Origin of the sequence: Chryseobacterium nepalense, from assembly GCF_023195755.1 — a bacterium.
Taxonomy (GTDB): Bacteria; Bacteroidota; Bacteroidia; order Flavobacteriales; family Weeksellaceae; genus Chryseobacterium; species Chryseobacterium nepalense.
In genome coordinates this window covers 841,514-868,244 of record NZ_CP096203.1, presented here as the reverse complement: position 1 = coordinate 868,244, position 26,731 = coordinate 841,514, and the positions used below count along the sequence as shown (strand labels likewise).

Below are 26,731 nucleotides of genomic sequence, written 5' to 3'. Positions count from 1 at the left end.
CCAAAAACAGAACAGTAAACTTAATAAAATAAAACGCAAAATAATTTATGAATCGCAATGTCATTTCCATTGTTTTAGGAGGAGGTAGAGGAACAAGGTTGTTCCCATTAACGTTCACAAGATCTAAACCGGCAGTTCCCATCGCCGGAAAATACAGGTTGGTAGATATTCCTATTTCCAACTGTTTAAATTCAGGAATGAACAAAATCCTGGTTTTAACGCAATTTAATTCTGCCTCTTTAAACTCACACATTAAAAACTCTTACCATTTTGATATTTTCAGCAAAGGTTTTGTAGATATTCTTGCCGCAGAACAGAACGTTGAAAATGAAAACTGGTATCAGGGAACGGCTGACGCAGTACGCCAGTCAATGAAACATTTAGAAAAATATGATTATGATTATATCTTGATTCTTTCGGGAGACCAGCTTTACCAGATGGATTTCAAAGAAATGCTGGATTTCCATATCGAAAAAGGAGGCGACGTTACTATTGCAACCATTCCGGTAAACGCCAAGGATGCTACAGGTTTTGGAATTTTGAGTTCTGATGACGAAGGCAACATCACCTCTTTTGTTGAAAAACCGGGATATGATATCTTAGATGGTTTAAAATCTGAAGTTTCGGAAGAAAACAAACATGCGGGAAAAGAATATCTGGCTTCAATGGGGATTTATATCTTCACCAAAAGCATTTTGAAAAAAATGTTTGATGAAGGAGCCGGAGACGATTTCGGAAAAGACATTATCCCTAATTCCATCGGGAAATATACTACGTTAAGCTATCAGTATGAAGGCTACTGGACAGACATCGGAACCATAGAATCTTTCTACGAAGCAAACCTGGATCTTTGCCAGGACTTTCCTCAGTTTAATCTTTTCTCTTCATCACCAATCTATACGAGAGCTAGAATGCTTCCGCCATCCAAAATTAACGGTTCTTACGTAAGTAAGGCGGTTTTCGGTGACGGATGTATTATTATGGCAGATAAAATCGAAAATTCCGTAATCGGAAACAGAACAAGAATCGATAAGGGAAGTACCATCGTAAATTCTTACGTTATGGGCGCTGATTTTTATCAGGATCCTGCAGAAATTATCAACAATGACAGAAATGGGCAGCCTAATATGGGAATTGGAAAATACTGCTATATTGAAAAAGCAATTTTAGATAAAAACTGCCACATTGGCGACAATGTACGCATCATTGGAGGAAAACATATCAGTGACGGCGACTACGGTACATACTCCGTTCAGGACGGTATTATTGTAGTGAAAAAGGGTGCGGTACTTACACCGGGAACTCATATCGGATAAGGAGATTAAAAAATTTAAACTTAGTTTAACTTTATCAAAAATAAATTAAAACAGAGTGATCATCATATTGGTCACTTTTGTTATTTTCAATACATTTGTACGATGCGTTTCTTTAAAATCATAGCAGCTATTATTTTATTACTGATCGGGGCTTATGCGGCTTCCATGTATTATTTTGTGGATGAAAGCAAAGATTTTACAATCGAAAAAGAAATCAATTATCCGGTAGAAAAAGTTTTTAACCAGTTTAATAATCTTCAGAATTTTACAAGGTGGAATAATTTCTTCACCAGTTCAAGTTCCGTTGATATTGATTATTATACACCCTATGAAGGGCAGGGAAGTTCCATAAGCTATACAGACCCGAAAAATGATACGAACGGGGAAATGTTCCTCCGCTACGAAAATCCAAACAGAACCTTACGCTATCAGCTCTTTGAAGACAACAATGAAAGTCCTACTGTGGTTGATGTGAAATTTAAGGCCGTAGCTGCAGAAAAAACAAAAATCACCTGGATTGTACATACTCCTAAACTGTCTGTTTTAAGACGCGTTGAAAACTTCTGGACAGAAGACCGTTTTGCTGAAAATATTAATAAAAGCATGATTAATCTCAACAATGTTTTAGGCAATAAAGTTGAAAAAGACAATCAGATGGCAGCTATAAAATACGATAGCCTTATGGTTGAAAATGAGGAAGAAAAGCTTCTCCTGGGAATTAACGTAAGCACTTCCAACAAAAAAGATGCGCTCTACAGAAATATTGTGATGAATTATAACAAAATTTATAATTACACCACGATGGATCTGGGCAAAAAAGAGGATGAATTTGGTTTTCCGGTAATGATCACGGATGCCGACAATTATAAAGATAAGGAAGTTTCTTATTTTCTTGGAATTCCTTTGTCTAAAAAATTCGGGCTTACGGATAACAATTTCAGTTTCAGGACTCAATCTCCTACGCAAAACTATATCATGTATTACAAAGGGACTTATGACGGGAGAATAAAAGCAATTCAGCAGCTTATTCAGAAAGCCAAAAAAGATGAGATGCGTTTTGGTGATATCCGGCAGACGTTTTTGGAACGCCCGGTAGAGGATGGAGATGTGAATATGAAACTCTCATTATCAGTATTTAAGTAAATTCATTAAATTTATTTCTTTTATAGTTTTTTTAATAGTTACAGGCTGTTCCAAGTCGGTTTTTTTTATTAAATTTGACGTTTAATTCTACAAACAAATTTTAATAACAGATAAACTGTAATAATGGACAGATTTTCATTCCTAAACGCAGCTCATTCTCAGTTAATTGAGGATTTATACCAACAGTATTTAAAATTTCCCGATTCTTTAGAACCATCATGGAAGGCCTTTTTTCAAGGTTTCGATTTTGCTTTGGAGAATTACGGGGAAGACGATTATAGTCAGTACACACAGGCCCCGGCTGCTTCTGCTCCGGTAGTACAGCAGGCAGCACAGGCTGCATCAAACGGTGAGGTTCCTGAGCATATCAAAAAAGAATTTAAGGTGGTAAACCTTATCGAAGCGTACAGAACGAGAGGACATCTGTTTACGAAAACAAACCCTGTTAGAGAAAGAAGACATTATACTCCGACTTTAGATATCGAAAACTTCGGCCTTGATAAGTCGGATTTAAATACAAAATTCAATTGTGCAGTTGAAACAGGGATGAAGGGTCCTGCAACGTTACAAGAGCTTATCACACACCTTGAGAATATCTATTGTGATTCTATCGGGGTAGAGTATATGCACATCAACAACGTTGAAGAAAAAGATTTTATTAAAAAATGGATCCAGGTTAACGAAAACCATCCAGGTCTTTCAGCAAATGAAAAAACTGAGATTTTATTAAAATTAAATCAGGCTGTTGCATTTGAAAATTATCTTCATACAAAATTTGTCGGACAAAAAAGATTTTCTCTTGAAGGTGGTGAAACATTGATTCCTGCATTGGATCAGTTAATTTCAAGATCTTCACAGTTGGGCGTTGATGAGGTTGTTTTAGGAATGGCGCACAGAGGAAGGCTGAATGTTCTTACCAATATTTTCGGAAAGTCTTACAAGCAAATCTTCTCGGAGTTTGAAGGAAAAGAATTTGAAGAAGACGTATTCTCGGGAGATGTAAAATACCATTTAGGTTCATCTAAAAAAATTAAAACAGCTTCAGGAGAGGAAGTTTCCATCAATCTTACCCCGAATCCGTCTCACCTTGAAACGGTTGCTGCTCTTGTAGAAGGAATCTGCCGTGCAAAAGTAGATGATAAGTACAAAGGTGATTATTCTAAAATTTTACCGATCGTAATCCATGGTGACGGCGCTATTGCCGGACAGGGTATTGCTTACGAAGTTGCCCAGATGATGACACTGGAAGGTTACAGAACAGGTGGTACGGTTCATATCGTAGTTAATAATCAGGTTTCCTTCACAACGAATTACATGGATGCAAGATCTTCAACATATTGTACAGATATTGCAAAAGTTACGGAATCTCCTGTAATGCACGTAAATGCTGATGATGCAGAAGCTGTTGTTCATGCCATCCACTTTGCTGCTGATTTCAGAGCGAAATTCGGTAAAGATGTGTACATTGATTTGTTAGGATACAGAAAATACGGACACAACGAAGGGGATGAGCCAAGATTTACGCAGCCGAATCTTTATAAAATCATTTCAAAACATCCGAACCCAAGAGAGATCTATAAAGATAAATTGTTGAAAGACAGCGTAACCTCAAATGATGTTATTGCTAAAATGGAAACGGAATTCAAAGCGCTTTTAGATGAAAATTTCGATGCATCCAAAGAAATAGAAAAAAACGTGATGGATGTATTCATGGCAGATGACTGGACCAATTATCCAATCGCCAAAAGAGGCGCAGTTCAGGATTCTGTTGATACAAAATATGACCTTGAAAAGCTGAAAGAACTGGCCGTTAAAATGTCTACGCTTCCTGCTGATAAAAAGTTCCTAAACAAAATTACAAGACTTTTTGAAAACAGGATTAAAGCAATCGAAGCCGATTCTTTAGACTGGGCTTTAGGAGAATGGCTGGCTTATGCAACCCTTTTAGTGGAAGGCCATAACATAAGAATTTCCGGGGAAGATGTAGAAAGAGGAACCTTCTCACACAGACATGCTGTGGTAAAGACTGAAGATACGGAAGAAGAATATATCCCGCTAAGACACGTTTCAGAAAGCAGATTTGATGTGTATAACTCTCATCTTTCAGAATATGGGGTTTTAGGTTTCGATTACGGTTATGCAATGGCTTCACCTAATACTTTAACCATTTGGGAAGCTCAGTTCGGAGATTTCGTAAACGGTGCCCAGATTATTGTTGATCAGTATCTGGCTGCTGCAGAAGAAAAGTGGAAAATTCAGGATGGTTTGGTAATGCTATTGCCACACGGTTCGGAAGGTCAGGGAGCGGAACACTCTTCTGCAAGACTGGAAAGATTCCTTACCTTATGTGCCAATGAAAATATGGTGGTTGCCAATATCACTTCTCCTGCAAACTATTTCCATTTATTAAGAAGACAGCTGAAATGGTCATTCAGAAAGCCGTTAATCGTAATGAGTCCTAAATCATTGCTAAGACATCCGAAAGTAGTTTCTCCACTTGAAGATTTTGCAAACGGAGGTTTCCAGCCAATTCTTGATGATCCTTCTGCAGATCCTAAAAAAGTTGAAAAATTAGTGCTTTGTTCAGGAAAATTATACTTTGAATTACTAGCTAAAAAAGAAGAGCTGAATGCTGAAAATATTGCATTGGTAAGGTTCGAGCAGTTATACCCTTTACAGAATAACGCTATTGAAGCCATCTTCGAAAAATATTCAAACAGAAAAGAAATTGTTTGGGCTCAGGAAGAACCTGAAAATATGGGAGCATGGTCTTATATCCTGAGAAACTTCAGAGATACAGGAATCCAGGTAATCGCTCCGGTTCCAAGCGGTGCTCCGGCTCCCGGAAGTCACAAAATGTTTGAGAAAAATCAGAATGCAGTGATCAACAGAGTATTCGACAGAAATGATGCTCCGGTAAAAAGACCTGTAACCGCTTAATTTTAATAAAGTGAGAGGTGAGATGTTATAAGTAATATGTACAAGAATAAAGCTAAGATTCTAAAATCTATCATCTATTCTCATAAAGTCAAAAAAATAATAAATAAAAAAATAAAAAATACGATATGTCAGTTTTAGAAATGAAAGTTCCTTCACCGGGCGAATCAATTACAGAAGTTGAAATTGCAACCTGGCTTGTAAAAGATGGTGATTATGTAGAGAAAGATCAACCCATCGCGGAGGTAGATTCAGACAAAGCAACGCTGGAATTGCCTGCTGAAGAAAGCGGTGTAATTACTTTAAAAGCTGAAGAAGGGGATGTGGTACAGGTAGGACAAGTGGTTTGCTTAATCGATATGGATGCTGCAAAACCTTCAGGAAGTGCTGCTCCTGCTGCTGAAGCTCCAAAACAGGAAGAAGCTCCAAAAGCTGCTGAGCCTGCTAAACAGGAAGCACCGGTTCAACAACCTGTTGCTCAACCTGCTGCTGCAACACAAACCTATGCAACGGGCGCTCCGTCTCCTGCAGCTAAAAAAATCCTTGATGAAAAAGGAATGGACGCTGCACAGGTTTCAGGAAGCGGAAGAGATGGAAGAATCACAAAATCAGATGCTGAACTTGCTGCTGTTCCTGCATTGGGAGGAAACCCGGTTACCGCTACAGGTTCAAGATCTACCACTACTACAAAACTTTCAGTTCTTAGAAGAAAAATAGCACAGAGATTAGTTTCTGTGAAGAACGAGACGGCGATGCTAACAACATTCAATGAAGTTGACATGTCCGAAATCTTTAGATTAAGAAAATTATATAAAGAAGAATTTGCTCAGAGACACGGTGTTGGACTTGGTTTCATGTCTTTCTTCACAAAAGCGGTTACAAGAGCATTGCAAATGTACCCGGACGTTAATGCATCCATCGACGGAGATTTCAAAGTAAATTATGATTTCTGCGATATTTCAATTGCCGTTTCAGGTCCTAAAGGATTAATGGTTCCTGTATTGAGAAATGCGGAAAACATGTCTTTTGCCAGTGTTGAGGCGAACATCAAAGATCTTGCTACAAAAGTAAGAGATGGGAAAATTACAGTTGACGAAATGACAGGGGGTACTTTTACCATTACCAATGGTGGTACATTCGGTTCAATGATGTCAACACCGATTATTAATCCTCCGCAATCTGCAATTCTTGGAATGCACAATATCATTCAAAGACCAGTAGCTGTTGACGGGCAGGTGGTTATCCGCCCAATGATGTATGTAGCAATGTCTTACGACCACAGAATTATCGATGGAAAAGAGTCTGTTGGATTCCTGGTTGCGGTAAAAGAAGCCATTGACAATCCGGTAGGAATTTTAATGAACGGGGACGAAAGAAAAGGCCTGGGCTTATAAGTATAAAAACAAATTATAAGATATAAATTTCAATCTCGCCCAAAAAGGGCGAGATTTTTGTATATTTTAAGAAAATACCAAGATGATGTTCTCCAAAATGACCTCCAATATCAAAGTTTCAGTAATACCTGAATATGATAGCAAAAACAGTTATCCATCTGAAAACAGATATGTTTTCAAGTATAACATTACGATCGAAAATGACGGAAGCTTTCCGATAAAGATTTTAAAGCGAAAATGGCTGATTTTCGATGTGGGATTCGGCTATACGGAAATCATCGGAGACGGTGTTATAGGCTTAACACCCGAAATTGCTGTCAGTGAAAATTTTGCCTATTTTTCCAATGTAATGCTTCGTTCCGGAGTCGGAAATATGAGTGGAAAATACCTCGTAAGAAATATGGAAACCCAGGAAAATTTTGAAATTGATATTCCGAAATTTAATTTGCTATCAGAAGTTTTAAGCAATTAAAATTCCCAAATACGGAATTATTCTTTATTCTGGAATTTGCATGTTGCCGATAGAAATTAAAAAATTAAAGTTTTTTTATTTTTAATTTCATAACATCACTTATTTCCTCATTACTGCTTAGAAACAGCTTTTCAAAAGCCAGTAAAGATATTTTTGCACACACCTCTGCATCATCGCCCGCTCTATGATGGTTAAAGCTTAACTGATGATATTCTGCCAAATGTTTCAGTCCGTACCTCGGTAAATAATTCCATGATTTTTTGGCCAGCTGAATGCTGCATAAATAATTCAGCTTTGGAGTAAATATTCCGTAATGATTCAGGCAACCGCGTAATACACCGGCGTCAAAACCTGCGTTGTGTGCAATCATTAAAGTTCCGTACATCATTTCTTCCACTTCATACCAGATTTCATCGAAAGTAGGAGCGTCTTTTACGTCGTCTGCCACAATTCCGTGTACGTCAACATTAAAAGGATTAAAATAAGGGAAACTCGGCGGTTTAATGAGCCATGTCCTGGTTTCGATAATTTTTGAATCCTGTACGATACAAACTCCCAGTTCACATGCAGAATTTCTCTCGTGCGTAGCGGTCTCAAAATCTATTGCACAAAAATCCATAATTTCTAAGTTGTTATTTTAAAAAAGAGTGTGCTTTTGTTCGTGGCAACTTTGGTGATATCACTAATAATATTGCTGTATTTTTGTTTTAAACTATTAATATCAACGCCATCATTATCACTTACCGTAATAATAAATCCCGTAGTCATATTTTTACTTTCCGGTGTATCAATGGTCTCTTTTAAAATGCTTCCGTGCGTAATTTTTTCGGTGAGGTGTTGATTTAAATTTTCTACCGCTTTTTTGTCAGCATTTTTATTGATGGTAATCCGGAACCTTCCACCATTAAGGCCTTCTTTAAGCCTTACCATATAAACAGAATTTCTTTTGAAATTAACTTTACCTTTTTTATCAACTTTATCACGGATATCTTTAAAAGACAAATTCTTCTCGGATGCCGGTTTTTCTTTTTCAGGATCGAGATTATCAACAATATCACGAAATGAAAATATCTTAACATTTACAGGATCTGTATCTTTCAAAATTTCCGTACTTTTTTCTGATATTGTTTTAATGCTGTAACTTTTATCAATAGCAGACCATGCATTTTTCTGCGAAAATGACTGCTGAAAGAAAAGTAAAAATAATAGGACTAATGGAGTTGTTTTCATTTCAAAAAATGTTTAAAAATCAACCATTTGGATTGATAAAATTGATGTTTCTGATTCTTCTTCCGCCTTTTCCATGTTCCGGGAATATAAGTATAAAAAGCAAAATGCGCTCTTCCTACTGCCCAAAAATGAGAGATTCCGTATTTGTAACCAAAATATAAAGCAGCGAATCCGTCAAGACAAAGCCTTGAAAATATTACGGCAATTAACTGTGGAAACGGTAAATTTTTCAAAAGCATTAAAAGGTTATTCCTCATATTAAGGAACGTTTTTTTTGCACTTTGCTTATTCAATGTTCCGCCACCAACGTGAAAAACTTCAGATTTTCCGGTATAAAAAATCTTTTTTCCTGAATTAATTAATCTCCAGCAGAGATCAATTTCTTCCTGATGGGCAAAAAAGCGTTCATCAAAACCGTTTTGTTCCCAAAAATCTTTTGAACGGATAAATAAGCAGCATCCCGAAGCCCAGAAAATTTCAGCTTCATCATTATATTGTCCGTGATCTTCCTCAATGTCATCAAAAACTCTTCCTCTGCAATATGGATATCCCAAATTATCAATCAGTCCACCTGCGGCACCTGCAAATTCAAAATAATTTTTTCTGTCGTATGACAAGATTTTCGGCTGTACCGCTGCTATATCGGGATTTTTTTCCAGCAATTCAATCGCAGGACCTGTCCAGTTTTCAGTCACTTCAACATCAGAATTGAGAAGACAGTATATTTCGTTGTCGACATGCTTCAAACCTTCATTATATCCGCCTGCGAAACCGTAATTTTTATCGTTTTTAATAACTTTTACTTCTGGAAAATGGTTCAGTAAAAAAGCAATAGAATTATCTGTTGAAAGATTGTCGATCACATAAATATCAGATTGAGGAGAGAAACGAACTACGTCCGGAAGAAATTTTTCCAGCCATGATTTTCCGTTCCAGTTTAATATGACAACCGCTAATTTTTTTGACATTCGTTACTAAATTTTTTCAGAATCAAAATTTTTAATAGAATCCTGATATTTCCACTTTCTATGAGACCAGAGATAATTGTCGGGACGTTTATTAATTGTATTTTCCAGTAATTTATGGAATTTTTTTACTACTTCATGTTCAACAAATTTTTCTCCATCCGGATAGATTCTGTGGTAATTGACCTGATAGAACCCGCGTTTCACCTTCTTCATCTCGCAATAAATGAAGGCAAGATCCATTTTCGTTGCCAGTCTGTCGTAGCCTGTAAAAACAGGAGTTCTCTGATTAAGAAATTCCAAGCCATAGGTGATATGGGCAAAATGCGGAGTCTGGTCCGCCACAAACATGTAGGCCGAGCTTCCGTCGTTCCTGGACCGTACAATATTAAGGATTACTTCTTTTGCTTCAAGCGCTTCATTGCCGAATTTATTTCGGACATTTTTCATCTGATTTTCCCAGAAATCACTGTTTACTTTTCTATACACGGGATGGCAGTGGTCCTGCGGAATTATTTTCGCCAAAGCATTAATCCATTCCCAATTGAATACATGCCCTGCCAATAAGATGATGTTTTTCCCTTCTTGTTTTGCTTCATGGAAAACTTCCTGGTTAATATGCTGCATCCTTACTCTTGATTCCGTTTCTGAAATACCAAAAGATTTAATGGTTTCTACCAGATAATCAGAAAAATTACGGTAGAATTTTTTTCTTATTTCTTTTATTTCCTGTTCAGATTTTTCGGGGAAGGAGTTTTTAAGATTTTTAGTAATTACATTTTTCCGATAGCCTACCAAATAATAATTCAGAAAGAACATAATATCTGAAAAAACATATAATATTTTCAGAGGAAGCTTGGAAATCAAGTTTAATATTTTTATCAGAAAATTCATAAAACAGGCAAATTTACGGATAATAAAAATATGGTTGTATTTTTGCATGCAAATACTCATAATTTTTTAATTTTACAATATGAAAAAATTATCACTAATAGGTTTTTTGGGATTAAGTTTTTTTGCCTTTTCTCAAAATATTAAGCCGGCAGACGAAAGAAAAAATGATGAAAAGTCATTGTTGGTAAAGCCAGATCATTCTGAACTGGATGCTAAAAAGAAAGCTGCGGAAGAAAAGGCTAAATTACCAAAGCCATATGATCCGAAAGCTGATGCTGAAAAAGATATTCAGAACCTTATTGCTAAAGCAAAAAAAGAGAAAAAGAATATAATGATCCAGGCTGGCGGAAACTGGTGTATCTGGTGTCTTAGATTCAACCAGTTTGTACAAACAACACCGGAGCTGAAATCAATTGTTGATAAGAACTACGAATACTATCACCTCAATTATTCCCCTGACAACAAAAATGAAAAAGTTTTTGAAGCCTATGGAAATCCCGGCGAAAAATTCGGTTATCCTGTGTTCATTATTCTGGATAAAAACGGCAAAATGATCCATGTTCAGCAGAGTGACGTGTTGGAAGAAGGTAAAGGGTACAGCCTTGAAAAAGTAAAAGAGTTTTTTAAGCAATGGGCTCCAAAGTCATAAACTTAACTCGCGAATTTATTTATTAAGCAAAACAAAAAACCACTTCAATTTGAAGTGGTTTTGTATTATACAAGTCTTGTAGATTAAGCTTCTTCAGATTTTGCTTCTTCTTTTTTAGCAGGAGCAGCTTCTACCGGAGCATCAGATACGATATCGAATTCGAAATTGTATTCTACATTTCTGTGTAGTCTGATGTTAGCCGTTACTTTACCAGTTCTCTTGATTGTATTTCCTGGGATTTTGATGTATTTCTTCTCTACAGAAACTCCTGCTTTTCCAAGAGCTGCAGAAAGATCTGCATTGTTGATAGATCCGAATAATTTATCACCAGAACCTACTTTTGCAGGAATAGTAATAGAAGTTTTTTTCAATTGTTCAACTACAGCGTTTGCAGCAGCGATTAACTTAGCTTCTTCTTCTTTTCTTGCTTCCAAAGTAGCTTCAAGAGCTGCTTTATTTTTAGGAGTTGCTAAAAGTGCGTATCCCTGAGGAATTAAGAAGTTTCTAGCATAACCTGGCTTTACGCTTACAGTGTCGAATTCAAGACCTAAATTTTCTACGTCTTTTTTTAGGATAATGTCCATTGTTGTTGTCCTTTTTTAGATGTTAGAATTTAGAAATCAGATGTTAGACATTTTGTCTCAAACCTTAAATCTATTATCTAAAATCAAGTTAGAATTAATTATTTATTCAGCAACAAAAAGCCAAAAGCTAACGCTAATGGCTAATTGCAATTTTTTTTATTTCAATAAGTCAGCTACGTATGGTAGTAACGCAAGGTGTCTTGCTCTTTTGATTGCAGCAGAAACTTTTCTTTGGTATTTTAAAGAAGTTCCAGTGTATCTTCTTGGTAAGATTTTACCTTGTTCGTTTACGAACTGTAATAAGAAATCAGCATCTTTGTAATCAACGTGCTTAATTCCGTATTTTTTGAATCTACAATATTTCTTTTCAGATTTTGTATTGATATCAAGCGGAGTAAGGAATTTTACTTCAGATTCTCCTCCAGCTGAGGCTTGTTTAGCCATTTCGTCTATTGCCATGTCTTGTCTTTTTAAAAAATAGGGTTAATAATTAAGCTTTAGCTGCTTTTACTTTTGCTCTTCTAGTTACAGCGTAGTCAACAGCATGTTTGTCTAGTTTTGTAGTAAGGTAACGGATTACTCTCTCGTCACGCTTGAATGCTAATTCTAGATCAGCTACTACAGAACCTTCACCTTTAAATTCAATTAAAGTGTAAAATCCGTTCTTTTTCAATTGGATCGGGTAAGCTAATTTTTTTAATCCCCAGTTTTCTTTAGCAACGATTTCGCAGTTCTTTTCTTTGATAAGATCTACATACTTGTTCACTGCTTCCTCCACCTGAGCTTCAGATAGAACGGGAGTTAAAATGAAAACAGTTTCGTAATTGTTCATAATGTTAAAAAATTTGTTAATTATTTCGAGGTGCAAAAGTAGGGAATATATTTGTAATAAACAATAAAGCCGAGGAATTTTGTTAAAATATTGGTAAGGCAAACCATAAGGTTTACCTGGCAAAAATATATTCCTTTGTATAAGGAGCTTTTTCCCGCTCTCTCTACTCGCTTTTCCAATGGTTTCGGCGGCGGCGAAGCCGCAGCCGAAACCATTGGAAAGAGCTCAGACATGCCGTCGATCGGGGCTAGGAAATGACAGCGTTTAAATATTTGCGACAACATTTTTCAAATTTTCAAGACCATCTGGCAGATTTCATTCCGGAAATTTTAGCACTATTATTTAGATTAAAATAAACAATTAATTTTTCTCTTTCCGTATTTCTTCCAAAAAACCAACTTTAATAAGATCATACAGAGAATGCCTGCTGACAAGAATTGAGGCAATGGAAGAAATCATTCCGGCAAGCATCAGATGAAATATTAACGAATGTCTGTCGGTCATTTCCAGAACAATAATGGCTGATGTAAACGGAGCTCTTGTAATCCCTGTTAAAAAGGCGACCATCCCTCCGAGAACCACGACATTAGTTTCATTCGGGCTCAGATCAATAAATCCTGAAATTACGGAGCCAACCGTAGCTCCGGCCGTTAAGGCAGGCGCAAAAATTCCTCCCGCACCGCCGGAAGTAAAAGATAGTGCCGGACCGAACATCCGTAAAACAGGAACATACCAGTCTTCGTGTTTTTCATCGGTATATAGAATACGTTCCATGATTTCTTTTCCGGAACCCAGAATTTCGCGGTTGATAAAGTAGGCGACGGATGCTATAAGCAATGCCGAGATCACAAGAAAGACAACATTTGCTCTGTCGGTTTTCAGTTTTCTCTTTTTCCAGTCCGTAATTTTAAGCATGATTACCGAAAGCTGACTTGCGAGAATTCCGGCAACTCCGGCAACAAGCATGATCGGGAACATGACCATTAATGAAACATCATTAGTCTTCGGATAGCCTAAATATAAATAAGATCCGGCCAGTGTCTGTGCCGTAAGACCTGCAATGATCACCGCTGTAAATAAAGCAGTTTTAAAGTAGTTGATGTGGGTTTTCGAAAGTTCTTCCACCGCAAAAACAATTCCGCCGAGAGGGGTGTTGAAAGCTGCGGCAAGTCCGGCGGCAGCACCTGTCATGATCATATTTTTCTTGGAAATCTTAGGCCACCAATCCGGAAGATATTCGTTCACTTTTCTGAAAACAGAACCTGCAACCTGAATGGTGGGGCCTTCCCGGCCAACTGCACCGCCCCCGATCACCAGAACTACGGATGAAAGTATTTTAAAGACAATGATCTTTAAGCTTAATAAACTTCTTATTTTTTTGTGCTCTTTCGGATTGGCAAGCTCTACCGCGGCCATTACCTGAGGGATTCCGCTGCCTTTTGCATACGGAGCGAATTCTTTCACCAGCCACCACGACAATACAAAACCGATGGGAGCAATAATGAAAATCATCCACAAATGCCAGTTCAGGATATAATTCAGAAGATGTTCTCCCCATGCAAAGATTTTAGCATACATAACAGCTACAAAGCCTGTGATCACGGAACCTATCCAAAATGGTATGGCCTGCAAAAGATTATGCTTTAGCTGTTCGTTGTGAATATTGTCGAAGGACTTTTTTAATGATCTTCGGATTAGGGATAAAATTTTCAGCATTCTCTACATTTGGATGATCAGTATAAAAGTACAGAAATTATATTTGGTTTAAAAATTCTGCAATAATTATACTTTTTTCAACAGAAAGATTTTTAGGAAGTCCGAAACATAAAATATTGTTTTTAATTTCCAGCTTAAAATCTTCATCAGGAAAAGATTTTATTATTTCCTTTCTTTTTGCGTCCAAAAAAGCCATGGCTTTATATTTATCACTTCCTAAAACATAAAAGTTACTGAATGAATTATCTTTAAAGTTGATATTAAAGCTGCTGAACATTCCCGCGATTCTGTCTGCCCACTTCTTTTTATTGATTGAAATATAGCCCAAATTACCTTCTAGTGATTTCATTCCCCAAATTTGTAAAGTTTCTGTCTGAGCAGGTAAACGACGGCCTTGTACTGATTTTTCGATTTTGTTAACAATTAAAAGATAAAAAGAATGCTCTTTATTTTTATCCGTAATAAAGTAGCATATTCTGGGTATGAAAATCGGTATTTCCTTACCGGAATCAAATTCATGAAATGGTGAGTCTTTGATATCAATAACAGCTATATCATAGATCTCGAATAGTTGATCATATACTTGAAAAATCAAGTTTTCTTCTTCTTTTGAAAAATCAAAAAGTTTTTTGACATCAAGTTTTCTAAAATCAATTTCCATTGCAATGAATTTCTTTTAAAGATATAATTTATTCGAGATAGTAAAAAAACCTTCGGAAAAGTCCGAAGGTTTGTATGGTAAAGATGTTTCGATAAGCTCAACAAGACAATTACATCATTTAGAACTTATCATCTTAATTAATTTAATGAATATTAAGTTTAATTATTAATTACCAATTACTCATTACTTATATTTCTGTGTTCAGATCCCAGTTTTCAAGGTAGTCATGAACATGCTTCAGCATCATTCCTCCAAGAGAACCGTCTACCACTCTGTGATCGTAAGAGTGAGACATGAACATTAAGTTTCTGATTGCAATCACGTCTCCGTCAGGCGTTTCAAGAACAGCCGGTTTTTTAACGATTGCCCCGATTGCTAAAATAGCTACCTGCGGCTGAGGGATAATTGGAGTTCCCATAAGGTTTCCGAAACTTCCTACGTTGGAGATAGTATATGTTGCGCCCTGAGTATCTTCAGGTCTTAATTTTTTATTTCTTGCTCTGTACGCCAGATCATTAATTGCTTTTGCCAGTCCTGAAAGAGATAACTGGTCTGCATTTTTAATTACCGGAACAATAAGGTTTCCGTCCGGTAAAGCGGTTGCCATACCAATATTGATATTTTTCTTTTTAATGATGTTTTCACCATTAATAGAAACGTTGATCATCGGGAAATCCTGAATGGCTTTTACCACCGCTCTTACGAAAATCGGCATGAAAGTAAGCTTTTCACCTTCACGTTTTTCAAAGAGGGATTTATTTTTATTTCTCCATTTTACAACGTTGGTTACGTCTGTTTCGATGAAAGAAGTTACGTGTGGAGCAATTTGTTTGGCTTTCACCATGTTTTCGGCAATGATCTTTCTCATTCTGTCCATCGGAATGATTTCGTCACCGGCAGCAGCCGTGATTGTGGAAGCAGGAGCAGATGTCGCCACAGGTTTTGCAGCCGGAGCGGTCTGTTGTGCCGGTGCAGCTTGTGGAACAGGCTGATTGCCTCTGTTTTTAACGTATGCTAAAATATCTTCTTTGGTAATTCTTCCTTCCAGACCACTTCCATTGATGGATTTCAGTTCGGCTTCAGAAATATTTTCCTGTTGTGCAATTGATTTTACAAGTGGGGAAAGATAAAGGTCTCCCGAAAATTCTGTGGAAGCAGATACTTTTAACGGTTCTTCTATCGTTTTTAAAGTTTCGGCATCCGGAGCAGAAGCCTGAGTTTCTGCAGTTGTTTCTTCAGAAGCAGGAGCACTTCCTTCTCCTTCAATTTCTAAAATAGCAATAGCTTCGCCTACTTTTGCAACCTCGTCTTTCTGTTTTAAAATCTTAACGATTTTCCCCGAAACTGGTGTCGGAACGTCTGAATCTACTTTGTCAGTTGCAATCTCCACTACGGAATCATCTTCTTTCACATGATCTCCTTCGTTGAATAACCAGGTGATAATGGTGGCTTCCATCACACCTTCTCCCATGGAAGGAAGCAATAATTTGTACTCTGCCATTTTTAATTTTTAGATTTTGACAAATATATAAAAAAAATCGATTTTTTTATGAAATATTAAATTTTAGAAAAATTCAATGTAAATATTCTCTCCTACATTTAGTCCGAACAAAGACTTGGCGCCGTTTTTCTTGCTTCCTTTGTAGATGGTTAACTCCAAAAGCTGGCTGTCATTGAAAATTGCTGCAGATTGCCCGTGAAATTCTGTCTCTCTTTCCCAATCCGAAACCACCTCCGTATGACTTAAAAATATACGTGAAAGACTTAAATTTCTGAATTTTATCGTGAAATTTTCATATCCTTTTCCTGAACTTTCAAAAAAATCTTTGCTAATATTTGATATTATATTTCCGAAATTATCAATATAGGTAACTTCCCCGATAATCATTTTTTCAGATTCATTGAAAACAGGTTTCGGAAAAAGAAGCTGTTTGGCAGAATCAATCTTTCTACCGATGACTTCCGGCAGTCCGCCATTGGCAAGATGTACTGCTGCAGGAACAAAAACATCAGTTGATGTAAAGTTAACAATATCATCAAATCTGTTATTTAAAGTGATTTCATAAATTGCTTCAGGTTTGATATCAAAAAAAACAAGACTTAAAAGCCCGTTGTCAGCAGCAATAAAATAATGTCCGTCTGATTTATAAAGTATATTTTTTCTCGATTTGTTGTGAAAACTGTCTACAGAAATGATGTGGACCGTGTTTTTCGGAAAGTGTTTGTATGCATTTCTCACGATGTACGATGTCTGTACAAGGTTGAAAGCCTGGATATCATGGGTAATATCAATAATATTAACTTTCTGATTCAGAGAAAGTATACTGCCTTTTACAGCGGCAACTCTGTAATCCAAATTTCCGAAATCTGAAGTAAGTGTAATAATTGACATTGATTGTTTATAGAATAGTAGAAATGCAAATTTATTTAAAATAAAAAGAATGCCCGAATGATTGTGGAAAAGAATTTGATATAAATTTCCGAAAAAAGCTTTACATTTAAAATCTAAAATTAATAAAGATACTGCATGTTTGAATTAACATATGATTTGGAGGATATCGATGCGAAAATCTTCTATGGAGTTAATAACCAATATTTCAATTTAATAAAATCAACATTTCCGAACCTTAAAATCACCGGGAGAGATCACTTTATCTTCGCCATGGGAAATCAGGAAGCGCTTGATATTTTTAAGCAGAAACTGGATGACATAGTAAATTATATTTCAAAAAATAATTCTATAACCCTGAAAGATGTTGAAAATATTCTCAATATAAAAGATGAAAACGAAAAACAGCTTGTTTTCGATCAGGATATCATCGTAAAAGGGGTAAACGGAAAAATCATTAAGGCCAAAACCACCAATCTTAAAAAACTGGTGAAAGAAACCGAAAAAAAAGATATGGTTTTTGCAATCGGACCGGCGGGAACAGGTAAAACGTATACCAGTGTTGCATTGGCTGCAAAAGCGTTGAGAGATAAGACCGTTAAAAGAATTGTTCTTACAAGGCCTGCAGTGGAAGCGGGGGAGAGCCTTGGTTTCCTGCCGGGAGATCTTAAGGAAAAGCTGGATCCGTATTTACAGCCTTTATATGATGCACTCCGGGATATGATTCCTCACGAAAAACTGGAAGGATTTATTGAGAAAAAAGTAATTGAGGTTGCTCCTTTGGCATTTATGAGAGGGAGAACGCTTGACGATGCGTTTGTGATTCTGGATGAAGCTCAGAATACCACGCATTCTCAGATGAAAATGTTTTTAACCAGAATGGGAATGAATGCAAAATTCATCATTACGGGAGATCCAAGCCAGGTTGACCTTCCGCCAAAGCAACAGTCTGGCCTAAAAGAAGCAATGCGTATTCTGAAAGGAGTAAAAGAAATAGGATTTGTGCATCTTACGGAAGAAGATGTGGTAAGGCATCCGGTGGTTAAAAAGATTATTTTAGCCTACAATGATGAAGAAAAAAGACAGAGAAACGACTAAGTAACTGGAAAATTATTTAATCAAAATATTATAATACAGGAAGTTATATTTCCTGTATTTTTTTTGATTTAAAATAAAATTCACAAATGTTGGAATTTTAAAAAAAAAGAGTATTTTTGCCCCGAATTACTTTAAAAACTATTAACGAAATGAAGAAATTTTTACTTCTGACAGCAGTTGCTGTTATCGGGATGAGCGCAAAAGCTCAGGAATTCAGGTTTGGTCCTAAAGCCGGTTTTGCAATGTCTACACTTAAAATTGATCAGAATCAGGATGATTTAGGAAAAAGAAACATGGATCCTAAATACACTTTTTACATTGGTGGTATGGCAGAATATAAGATCAATGATAACTTCGGTTTTCAAGCAGAAGTTTTATACTCACCACTAGGAGGTAAGGAAAAGATTGACGGTGTAAATGTTGGTATTATGTATGTTGGAGAAAAAACAGAGGTTAATCTGGGAACTCTTTTGGTACCTGTTTCAGCAAAATATTTCATAACAGAAGGATTTTCAGTTGCAGCTGGTGCAAACTTCGGAGTTATTTTTAGCGCTAAACAGAAAACAGTAATCGGGTCTGACTTCATGAATGTAGAAGTGGAAGGAGATAGCGGTGAAGTAGACATTAAAGACGATATCAAAAAATTAAATATTGCTCCGTTCGTAGGTGTAGAATACATGTTGGAAAACGGATTATTCTTTGATGCAAGATACAGCCTTGGTGTTTCAAATTTATCTAATGACGGAAGCGGAGGTAAAGTTACCAATAGCTTTGCACAAATAGGTGTAGGTTTCAAATTCGGAGGTAACTAAGAAAAATTATTTACTTAAAAATATAAAGCGGTACAAAATTTGTTCCGCTTTTTTATGGTTTTAACATACCACATTTTTCAGTGAATAATTATTCAAATATTAAATATTTAAACTTATTAAAATGAAAAAACTATTATTACTGGGTGCTTTTGCACTTTTAGGTGGTGTTGCGCAGGCGCAGGAAGGTTTCAGACTTGGGGGACATATTGGTGCTCCGCTTGGTGACGCTGCAGATGCGGCAAGTGTAACAATCGGTATAGACGCAGCGTACATGTGGAATATTACGAAAGGTCTGGATATTGGTGCTACTACAGGATATTCTCATTTTTTCGGGAAAGACAATGTTGATGATTTCGGTTTTATCCCGATTGCAGCTTCCGGAAAATATACCTTTAATAAAATTCCTCTTTTTGTAGGATTGGATCTAGGAGCAGCGATCTCTACAAAGAATTATATCAATAGTGGATTGTATGTAGCACCGAGAGTAGGATATCAAATGAAAAATACAGAATTGTATCTTGGATTCCAGAATATCGGTAGCAAATATAAAGATCCTTACTGGAGGGGGAATGACAGATTCAACTTCGGAGCTATTAACTTCGGAGCGAATTTTTTCCTGAGATAAATTTTTTTTAAATCAATCATATTTAACTCCAATTGAAAAATTGGAGTTTTTTTATTCATATAATTGTGAAAACTTCAACTCCATTCTTTTAATACGATTTATAGCTGTAAAAAGCCAAAAACAAGCAATGATATTAATCACATTAACAAATTTTAATATTAGCGTGTACCACTGTAAATTTGCCGTCAGAAAGTATTAAATTTTTAAAAAAAATGAAAAAAGTATTATTAGCAGGTGCTATTGCACTTTTCGGTTTATCTAATGCTCAGATCGCTAAAGGAACTACATACTTATCAGGACAGGTAGGTTATTCTTCAACTCAGGATAACAATACAGATTCTAAAGTAGAAGATTTCACTATTGTACCTACTGTTGGATATTTCGTTGGAAATAATGTTGCTGTTGGTTTAGGTGTAGGGTATGCAAACACTTCTAACACTACAACAAGTGCGTTGACTAATGTTGAAACTAAACTTTCCACTGATGCGTTTGTAGTAGCTCCATTCGTAAGAAAATACTGGACTGTAGGTGAGAAATTATACATCTTCGGTCAATTGGAAGTTCCAATGGCGTTTGGTAAAGATAAAGCTGAATACAGCGGTACAGCATCTCAGTTCAATACTGAATCTAAATTCACTTCAATCGGAGTAAACGTAAAACCAGGTTTAGATTATTTCTTAAACAAAAACTGGTCTATCGAAGCTACTATCGGAGAATTCGGATACAACAACTTCAAGTACAAAGATCTTGACAAAAGCACTGATAACTTTAACTTCGGATTAAACTTATCTTCAGTTACTTTCGGTGTTAAATATGTTTTTGCTAAATAATAAACAAAACACATATAATCTAAAGTCCTAAGTTTTTTGCTTAGGGCTTTTTCTACATATATTCATTACTAAATTACCATGAAAAAATTACTCTTAGCCGGAACTGTTATGCTTTTCGGTCTTTCTAATGCCCAGATCAAAACGGGGACGCTTTATCTGTCCGGTCAGGCAGGTTTTTCTCAAAATAAAGACAATAATACAGAAAATAAAAGTCAGAATTTCAGTGTCATTCCTACAGTAGGTGTTTTCATTGCCCCTAATTTGGCAATAGGTACGGGAATAGGCTATACTGGCAGCAAAGCAGAAAATACGGATGTCAATAATCTCGGGTTTGGTGTTGAAACCCTGCAGTCGACCATTAAAGCAAATGCTTTTACAGCGAGACCATTCATCAGAAAATACTGGACACTTTCGGATAATTTATATATTTTCGGACAACTTGAAATTCCTGTAGAAATTGGAAAACGTACGGCAAATCTACAATTAAATTATTTTGATATGAATGGATATACCTATTTTCAAAGTATAAATATCGAACAAAAATATACTTCCTTCGGTGTAAATGTGAAACCCGGACTGGATTATTTCATCAATAAAAACTGGACGATTGAAGCTACCATCGGAGAGTTTGGGTATAAAAACATGAAGATTAAAGATCAGGAAAATGGAACTGATACATTCAATTTCGGTTTAAATTTATCTTCGGTTACTTTCGGAGTAAAATATGTTTTTGCTAAATAATAAAATAAAACTAAACATAAACTTTTTAAATTAAAAAATCATGAAAAAACTATTACTTGCAGGTGCAGTTGCACTTTTCGGGCTTTCCAACGCTCAAATGACAAAAGGAGATTGGGTAATCAGCGGAAACACAGGAATGGGTTTCAACAGTATTAACACCAATACTAAGGTAAACGGAACGAAATATGATGAAACTAAAGTCAGCTCTTTTTCAATTACACCTTCTGTTGGATATTTTGTTATCGACGGATTGGCAGTAGGAATTGATTTAGGTTTTGATTCGAATACTACTAAAAATGATGGGAGTAAAGTGACTTTATCTACATTTTCCGTTATGCCGACTGCTACTTACTATTTTAATACAGACAGCAAATTTTTCCCTTTTGTAGGAGCGGGAATCGGATATGCATCTACTAAAACAAAATTCAATATTTCCAATTCTATTGCAGATCCTTTGCTTTGGTCAGGTGATACAACAACGGATGGTCTTGCATGGAAAGCGAAAGCAGGAGTTACCTATATGGCTACCCAATCTTTGGGGATTAATTTAGGTCTTGGCTTTGATCAGTTCTATAATAAAGAAACTTATTCCGGAATTGATTATAAAACAACAAGAAACACTTTCGGAGTGAATGCAGGCTTCTCTTACTTCATTAAAGCTAAAGCTCAGAAATCTGATAAATAAAAAACGTTGTCAAAGATCGAAACTTTGACAGAGTGAAAAAAAATGCGGCTCAATAAATTTGAGCCGCATTTTTATATTTTTATTTAAAATTAAAACCATTCTTTCTGGTTCTGAACGTAAGTTCTGTCAAACTCCTCATCGGATTTCGTAAGATAAATGATCCCTTCTATTAAACCGATAAGTCCGCCAACAGTACCGCAGGTTACAAGACTTAAAATCAGCTGAATGATTCCCGTTTTTGTATATCCCAGGTAAAATTTATGAATAGCCAGACCACCCAAAAGGATAGCAAGAATACCGGCGGCTACTTTTTTTTCAGACCGGTAAGGCTGATTATAATTACCCTGATTGTTTCCGTACACTTCCATAAAAATATTTTTAATTGATTTGATTTAATTTGGCGTGCTTATTTACCGAACATTCCGCCCATTCCAGGCATATTCGGCATTTTGCTCATCATCTGCATCATCTGTTTTCCCTGAGGTCCCTGCATCATCTTCATCATTTTACCCATCTGGTCAAACTGCTTCATCAGTTGGTTTACATCTTCAATTTTTCTTCCGGCACCTTTGGCAATTCTGTTTTTTCTCTGTGTATTGATGATAGAAGGTTTTCTTCTTTCTTCTGGAGTCATGGAGTAGATGATTGCCTCAATATGTTTGAATGCGTCATCGCTGATCTCCACATCTTTGATCGCTTTTCCTACACCCGGAATCATTCCCATCAAATCCTTCATATTCCCCATTTTTTTAATCTGATTGATCTGTTTCAGGAAATCATCAAAACCAAACTCGTTTTTGGCGATTTTTTTATGAAGCTTTTTGGCTTCTTCTTCATCAAACTGTTCCTGTGCTCTTTCTACCAGGGAAACAACGTCTCCCATTCCCAGGATTCTGTCTGCCATTCTTTCCGGATAGAAAAGATCCAGTGCTTCCATTTTCTCACCGGTAGAGATGAATTTAATCGGTTTTTCAACTACGGAACGGATTGTTAAAGCTGCTCCACCACGGGTATCACCGTCCAATTTCGTTAAAACAACCCCGTCAAAATTTAGAGTATCATTGAACGCTTTTGCCGTATTCACCGCATCCTGACCCGTCATGGAATCTACAACGAATAGTGTTTCGTTTGGTTGAATGGTAGAGTGTACGGTTTTGATCTCCTTCATCATCTGCTCGTCAATGGCCAAACGACCAGCGGTATCTACAATCACCACATCGTGACCGTTTGATTTAGCAAAATTAATGGCGTTTTGAGAAATGCTTGAAGGATCCATAGAACCTTCTTCCGTGAAGACAGGAACACCGATCTGTCCGCCTAATACTTTCAGCTGGTCGATCGCAGCCGGACGGTACACGTCACATGCTACCAAAAGAGGTTTCTTATTTCTTTTTGTTTTTAAATAATTGGCCAATTTTCCGGAGAATGTTGTCTTACCAGAACCCTGAAGCCCTGCAATAAGAATCACAGATGGTTTTCCGGAAAGATTGATTCCTTCCTGGGAGCCCCCCATAAGATCTACCAATTCGTCGTGAACGATTTTCGTCATCAGCTGTCCCGGAGTAAGCGATGTAAGAACATCCTGTCCCAGTGCTTTATCCTGAACTCTTTTCGTAAGATCTTTTGCAACTTTATAATTAACATCGGCATCCACCAATGCTCTACGAATTTCTTTTACGGTTTCCGCAACGTTGATTTCCGTGATTTTTCCACGTCCTGAAATATTATGTAGCGCTTTGTCTAATTTATCCTGTAAACTATTAAACATATGTATTGTAAATTATAGGTTTGCAAAAATAAGCAAATTTTTAGTATATATTAATATATAGATAAAGAGATTTGTAATGTATCAAAATTATAATTCTATTTTTGTGGAATGAATTTTATCGATAGTTTAATCATTATCCTGCTGATTTCAATCTTAAACATTAGCGTTTTTATAATTTTTAAAAAATATATGTATAGAAAATCAGACGCGGGAATGAAATTTTTAGCCATCAATATATCAAAAGATATTATCTGGCTCATTGTTTCATTAATTATTATAGAGAAAACAAAAGAAAATTTTCTATTTATAGTGATATGTTTTATAATAGCATCACTCCTTATATATATACCGATAATAAAACTCATTAATAAATCTTAGTTTTTTTGATGATAAAAATCAATTTTTAATATTGGTAAAGTTTAATAAAATCGATATATTTGCACACGATTAAAAAAGAGATATGAATAGAAAGATTTCTTCATTGTTTTTCGCATTTTTATTTGTGTTTGTGAGCGGTTTAGCGATTGCTCAACATACTTCTGAAGGCGAAGAGCCGGCGGAAAAAATAGAGCAGAAAGAAGGTTTTAATGCTACTAAAATGATCATGGAACACATCGGTGATTCAAATGAATGGCATTTATGGACTACAAAAGATGATAACGGTGAAGAGCATCATGTGTCTGTTCCGCTTCCTGTGATTATTAAAGATAATGAAGGATGGCACACTTTTCTTTCAAAGAGTATTGCTCACGGTCATGAGCATGACGGGTATACTTTAGAGGAAGGACAGGTTGTTTCAACTAAAGGTATTCAGAAAGCTACTCTGTTTTCAATAATCAGCGGAAAACAAAAAGCAAATGAAGTGTTCTTTGATCTTTCAATTACAAAGAATGCAGCGTCAATGTTTCTTTCGGTAATTTTCATGACGGTGATCTTCATGGGGATGGCAAGAAACTATAAAAAATCTCAGTTGCCAAAAGGTGCAGGGAAATTATTAGAGCCTGTAATTGTATTCATAAGAGACGAGGTAGCAATACCAAATATAGGATCTGTTAAATACAAAAGATATATGCCTTATTTATTAACCGCATTTTTCTTTATCTGGTTTAATAACTTATTCGGATTGATTCCTTTCTTTCCATTCGGTGCCAACCTTACAGGGAACATCGCAATTACTGCAGTTTTAGCAATCATTACTTTATTGATTACTTTATTCAGTGCTAATAAAGATTATTGGAAGCATATCTTCATGCCGCCGGTTCCAATCTTATTGTACCCAATTATGGTTCCAATTGAGATTATCGGGATCTTTACAAAACCTTTCGCCTTGATGATGCGACTTTTCGCTAACGTTACAGCGGGACACATTATGATCCTGGCGATTATTTCACTAATCTTCATTTTCAGATCTCCGTTCTTAGGATTTGCATCTGTACCATTAGCATTATTTGTTTCTGTATTGGAATTATTGGTAGCGGCACTGCAAGCATATATCTTCACGGTACTGTCCGCTCTATTTATCGGTATCGCAGTAGCAGAGCACGAACATGAGCACGGTCACGAAGAGCACGCTCACTAATTAAAAGAAAAATATTAAAATAATTTTTAACTAATATAATTTATTTATTATGGACATCACAACTGGAGCAGGATTAATTTACGTAGGTATCGGTTTAGCTGTACTTGGAGTAGGTATGGGTATCGGTAAAATCGGTGGTCACGCTATGGATGCTATCGCAAGACAACCTGAGCAAGCTGGAAAGATTCAAGGAGCAATGCTTATTGCTGCTGGTCTTATCGAGGGTGCTGGTCTTATCGCGATTATCTTTGGTGCTTTCATCAAGTAATTATCCTCAAAAACATTTCTTAGCAGCCGAGCGGTTGGCTGGCTGCTAGGAATTTTAAAAAATCCATAATAACGATTAAAAAAAAGAATTTACAGATATGGGAATTATAGAACCTGGAATTGGACTTTTGTTTTGGATGACCCTTACTTTTGTTATCCTATTGTTTCTTCTTGCAAAATTCGCTTGGAAACCGATTGTTAATGCAATCAACGACAGAGAAACTTCTATTGTTGATGCTCTTAATCAAGCTACATTGGCAAGAAAAGAAATGGAAACTTTAAAAGAGGATAACGAAAGAATCATTCGTGAGGCGAAAATCGAAAGAGATGCTATCCTTAAAGAAGCAAGAGAAATTAAAGATAGAATCGTAGGTGAGGCTAAAGATGTTGCTAAAGCTGAAGGAGATAAAATGATCGAAGCGGCTAAACAAACCATCAATGCTGAGAAAAATGCTGCCATGGCAGATATCAAAACTCAGATCGGTACATTATCCATAAATATCGCAGAATCTATCCTTAAGCAAAAGCTTGACAACAGCGAAGCTCAAAACGAATTGGTTCAGAATTATTTAAACAAATCAAACCTTAACTAAGAATGCTTACATCTAAAGTAGCTAAAAGATACGCACAAGGTTTACTTGATTTCACCAACGAATCAGGGCAAACGGCTACTGTATTTTCTGAAATGAAAGATGTAGTAAAGATCATGACTGAATCTGAGGATTTAAGAAAGTTCTTCCTTACCCCTTACATCGATTCTAAAAAGAAAGTAGAAGTAGCAAACGAAATTTTTAAAGGTTTATCGGCATCTTCCAGGAATATCATTACTTTGGTAATCAGACACGGAAGAGAAAATCAGCTGAAAAATATCGCTCAGGAATTCATCAACAAAGTTGAAGATATCAACGGAGTACAGAGAGTCGTACTTACAACAGCAACTCCACTTTCCAAAGAGAATATTGATCAGATTTTGGGTTCTACCAATTTAGTGAACGCCAATTCAAAATTCGACCTTATTGTAAATGTAAAACCTGAAATTTTAGGAGGATACATTTTAAGAGTGGGAGATCAGCAGGTAGATGCTTCAGTAAGATCTAAGCTTAATAAAGTTAAAAAAGATTTTCAATTAAATTAAAGAAAAAAC

At 36.2% G+C, this 26,731-nt stretch carries 29 protein-coding genes; 16 read left to right on the top strand and 13 right to left on the bottom strand.

The annotated features are described in order from the left end of the window. The first annotated feature begins 47 nt into the window (after positions 1 to 47). From M0D58_RS03720 to apaG, 5 genes are all read left to right on the top strand, one after another. Entirely contained in the window at positions 48 to 1,316 is a 1,269-nt protein-coding gene (locus tag M0D58_RS03720) for a glucose-1-phosphate adenylyltransferase (RefSeq protein ID WP_248393661.1), read from the top strand. Positions 1,317 to 1,418: 102 nt separating this feature from the next. Further along, a complete protein-coding gene (locus M0D58_RS03715) occupies positions 1,419 to 2,459 on the top strand; it encodes an SRPBCC domain-containing protein (RefSeq protein ID WP_248393660.1) in 1,041 nt (346 codons plus the stop codon). 123 nt (positions 2,460 to 2,582) lie between these two features. Further along, positions 2,583 to 5,399, top strand: coding sequence for a 2-oxoglutarate dehydrogenase E1 component (locus tag M0D58_RS03710; protein ID WP_248393659.1), 2,817 nt, complete (start codon positions 2,583 to 2,585; stop codon positions 5,397 to 5,399). 125 nt (positions 5,400 to 5,524) lie between these two features. Further along, entirely contained in the window at positions 5,525 to 6,790 is a 1,266-nt protein-coding gene (gene odhB, locus M0D58_RS03705) for a 2-oxoglutarate dehydrogenase complex dihydrolipoyllysine-residue succinyltransferase (RefSeq protein WP_248393658.1), read from the top strand. 82 nt (positions 6,791 to 6,872) lie between these two features. Then, a complete protein-coding gene (gene apaG / locus M0D58_RS03700; protein ID WP_248393657.1) occupies positions 6,873 to 7,262 on the top strand; it encodes a Co2+/Mg2+ efflux protein ApaG in 390 nt (129 codons plus the stop codon). A gap of 64 nt (positions 7,263 to 7,326) precedes the next feature. Here the strand turns inward: apaG and M0D58_RS03695 are convergent, their stop codons facing one another. From M0D58_RS03695 to M0D58_RS03680, 4 genes are read right to left on the bottom strand one after another with little or no spacing between them, the layout of a single operon-like run. Next, positions 7,327 to 7,881: a 3'-5' exonuclease gene (locus M0D58_RS03695; protein ID WP_248393656.1), complete on the bottom strand. Its 555-nt coding sequence runs from the start codon at positions 7,879 to 7,881 to the stop codon at positions 7,327 to 7,329. A gap of 5 nt (positions 7,882 to 7,886) precedes the next feature. Continuing rightward, the gene (locus M0D58_RS03690; protein WP_248393655.1) at positions 7,887 to 8,492 is read right to left on the bottom strand and encodes a hypothetical protein; all 606 of its coding nucleotides are present in this window, start codon (positions 8,490 to 8,492) and stop codon (positions 7,887 to 7,889) included. Beyond that, positions 8,489 to 9,460: a glycosyltransferase family 2 protein gene (locus M0D58_RS03685; protein WP_248393654.1), complete on the bottom strand. Its 972-nt coding sequence runs from the start codon at positions 9,458 to 9,460 to the stop codon at positions 8,489 to 8,491. The genes M0D58_RS03690 and M0D58_RS03685 overlap by 4 nt, the downstream gene beginning before the upstream one ends. A gap of 6 nt (positions 9,461 to 9,466) precedes the next feature. Then, positions 9,467 to 10,351 (bottom strand): lysophospholipid acyltransferase family protein, encoded by an 885-nt coding sequence (locus M0D58_RS03680; RefSeq protein ID WP_248393653.1) that lies wholly within the window; start codon positions 10,349 to 10,351, stop codon positions 9,467 to 9,469. A gap of 79 nt (positions 10,352 to 10,430) precedes the next feature. Between M0D58_RS03680 and M0D58_RS03675 the strand changes: the two genes are divergently transcribed. Beyond that, on the top strand, positions 10,431 to 11,000 hold the full coding sequence (locus M0D58_RS03675; RefSeq protein ID WP_248393652.1) for a thioredoxin family protein: 570 nt from the start codon (positions 10,431 to 10,433) through the stop codon (positions 10,998 to 11,000). An 83-nt stretch (positions 11,001 to 11,083) separates the two neighbouring features. Here the strand turns inward: M0D58_RS03675 and rplI are convergent, their stop codons facing one another. The 7 genes from rplI to M0D58_RS03640 form a co-directional block, all read right to left on the bottom strand. Next, positions 11,084 to 11,584, bottom strand: coding sequence for a 50S ribosomal protein L9 (gene rplI / locus M0D58_RS03670; protein WP_169230733.1), 501 nt, complete (start codon positions 11,582 to 11,584; stop codon positions 11,084 to 11,086). Positions 11,585 to 11,740: 156 nt separating this feature from the next. Beyond that, the gene (rpsR, locus tag M0D58_RS03665) at positions 11,741 to 12,043 is read right to left on the bottom strand and encodes a 30S ribosomal protein S18 (protein WP_002979091.1); all 303 of its coding nucleotides are present in this window, start codon (positions 12,041 to 12,043) and stop codon (positions 11,741 to 11,743) included. Positions 12,044 to 12,074: 31 nt separating this feature from the next. Further along, a complete protein-coding gene (gene rpsF, locus M0D58_RS03660) occupies positions 12,075 to 12,416 on the bottom strand; it encodes a 30S ribosomal protein S6 (protein ID WP_066434819.1) in 342 nt (113 codons plus the stop codon). A 360-nt stretch (positions 12,417 to 12,776) separates the two neighbouring features. Further along, on the bottom strand, positions 12,777 to 14,132 hold the full coding sequence (locus M0D58_RS03655) for a chloride channel protein (protein ID WP_248393651.1): 1,356 nt from the start codon (positions 14,130 to 14,132) through the stop codon (positions 12,777 to 12,779). Between the two features lie 37 nt (positions 14,133 to 14,169). Next, positions 14,170 to 14,793 carry a hypothetical protein gene (locus M0D58_RS03650; protein WP_248393650.1) on the bottom strand — a complete coding sequence of 208 codons (624 nt, stop codon included), beginning with the start codon at positions 14,791 to 14,793 and terminating at the stop codon, positions 14,170 to 14,172. A gap of 187 nt (positions 14,794 to 14,980) precedes the next feature. Beyond that, positions 14,981 to 16,294: a dihydrolipoamide acetyltransferase family protein gene (locus M0D58_RS03645; RefSeq protein ID WP_248393649.1), complete on the bottom strand. Its 1,314-nt coding sequence runs from the start codon at positions 16,292 to 16,294 to the stop codon at positions 14,981 to 14,983. Between the two features lie 63 nt (positions 16,295 to 16,357). Next, positions 16,358 to 17,185: an SAM hydrolase/SAM-dependent halogenase family protein gene (locus tag M0D58_RS03640; RefSeq protein WP_248393648.1), complete on the bottom strand. Its 828-nt coding sequence runs from the start codon at positions 17,183 to 17,185 to the stop codon at positions 16,358 to 16,360. Positions 17,186 to 17,320: 135 nt separating this feature from the next. Here M0D58_RS03640 and M0D58_RS03635 point away from each other — a divergent pair, with 135 nt between their 5' ends. The 6 genes from M0D58_RS03635 (at position 17,321) to M0D58_RS03610 (ending at position 21,973) form a co-directional block, all read left to right on the top strand. Beyond that, on the top strand, positions 17,321 to 18,280 hold the full coding sequence (locus M0D58_RS03635; protein ID WP_248393647.1) for a PhoH family protein: 960 nt from the start codon (positions 17,321 to 17,323) through the stop codon (positions 18,278 to 18,280). Positions 18,281 to 18,429: 149 nt separating this feature from the next. After that, positions 18,430 to 19,092, top strand: a complete 663-nt coding sequence (locus tag M0D58_RS03630; protein WP_248393646.1) for a porin family protein — start codon at positions 18,430 to 18,432, stop codon at positions 19,090 to 19,092. A gap of 121 nt (positions 19,093 to 19,213) precedes the next feature. Beyond that, positions 19,214 to 19,717, top strand: a complete 504-nt coding sequence (locus M0D58_RS03625; RefSeq protein WP_248393645.1) for a hypothetical protein — start codon at positions 19,214 to 19,216, stop codon at positions 19,715 to 19,717. 212 nt (positions 19,718 to 19,929) lie between these two features. Continuing rightward, positions 19,930 to 20,547, top strand: a complete 618-nt coding sequence (locus M0D58_RS03620; RefSeq protein ID WP_248393644.1) for an outer membrane beta-barrel protein — start codon at positions 19,930 to 19,932, stop codon at positions 20,545 to 20,547. A 78-nt stretch (positions 20,548 to 20,625) separates the two neighbouring features. Further along, on the top strand, positions 20,626 to 21,288 hold the full coding sequence (locus M0D58_RS03615; protein ID WP_248393643.1) for an outer membrane protein: 663 nt from the start codon (positions 20,626 to 20,628) through the stop codon (positions 21,286 to 21,288). Between the two features lie 40 nt (positions 21,289 to 21,328). Further along, the gene (locus M0D58_RS03610; RefSeq protein ID WP_248393642.1) at positions 21,329 to 21,973 is read left to right on the top strand and encodes an OmpW family outer membrane protein; all 645 of its coding nucleotides are present in this window, start codon (positions 21,329 to 21,331) and stop codon (positions 21,971 to 21,973) included. Positions 21,974 to 22,062: 89 nt separating this feature from the next. Here the strand turns inward: M0D58_RS03610 and M0D58_RS03605 are convergent, their stop codons facing one another. Then, complete coding sequence (locus M0D58_RS03605; RefSeq protein ID WP_248393641.1) at positions 22,063 to 22,341, bottom strand: TM2 domain-containing protein; 279 nt, start codon at positions 22,339 to 22,341, stop codon at positions 22,063 to 22,065. Positions 22,342 to 22,379: 38 nt separating this feature from the next. Beyond that, complete coding sequence (gene ffh, locus M0D58_RS03600) at positions 22,380 to 23,741, bottom strand: signal recognition particle protein (RefSeq protein ID WP_169230723.1); 1,362 nt, start codon at positions 23,739 to 23,741, stop codon at positions 22,380 to 22,382. A gap of 460 nt (positions 23,742 to 24,201) precedes the next feature. On the opposite strand from ffh, the gene atpB reads away from it, so the two are divergent. From atpB to atpH, 4 genes are all read left to right on the top strand, one after another. Beyond that, complete coding sequence (atpB, locus tag M0D58_RS03595) at positions 24,202 to 25,320, top strand: F0F1 ATP synthase subunit A (protein WP_248393640.1); 1,119 nt, start codon at positions 24,202 to 24,204, stop codon at positions 25,318 to 25,320. 49 nt (positions 25,321 to 25,369) lie between these two features. After that, the gene (locus tag M0D58_RS03590) at positions 25,370 to 25,588 is read left to right on the top strand and encodes an ATP synthase F0 subunit C (RefSeq protein ID WP_055858794.1); all 219 of its coding nucleotides are present in this window, start codon (positions 25,370 to 25,372) and stop codon (positions 25,586 to 25,588) included. A gap of 97 nt (positions 25,589 to 25,685) precedes the next feature. After that, complete coding sequence (locus M0D58_RS03585; protein ID WP_248393639.1) at positions 25,686 to 26,180, top strand: F0F1 ATP synthase subunit B; 495 nt, start codon at positions 25,686 to 25,688, stop codon at positions 26,178 to 26,180. Positions 26,181 to 26,182: 2 nt separating this feature from the next. Next, entirely contained in the window at positions 26,183 to 26,722 is a 540-nt protein-coding gene (atpH, locus tag M0D58_RS03580) for an ATP synthase F1 subunit delta (protein WP_248393638.1), read from the top strand. Positions 26,723 to 26,731 lie beyond the last annotated feature (9 nt).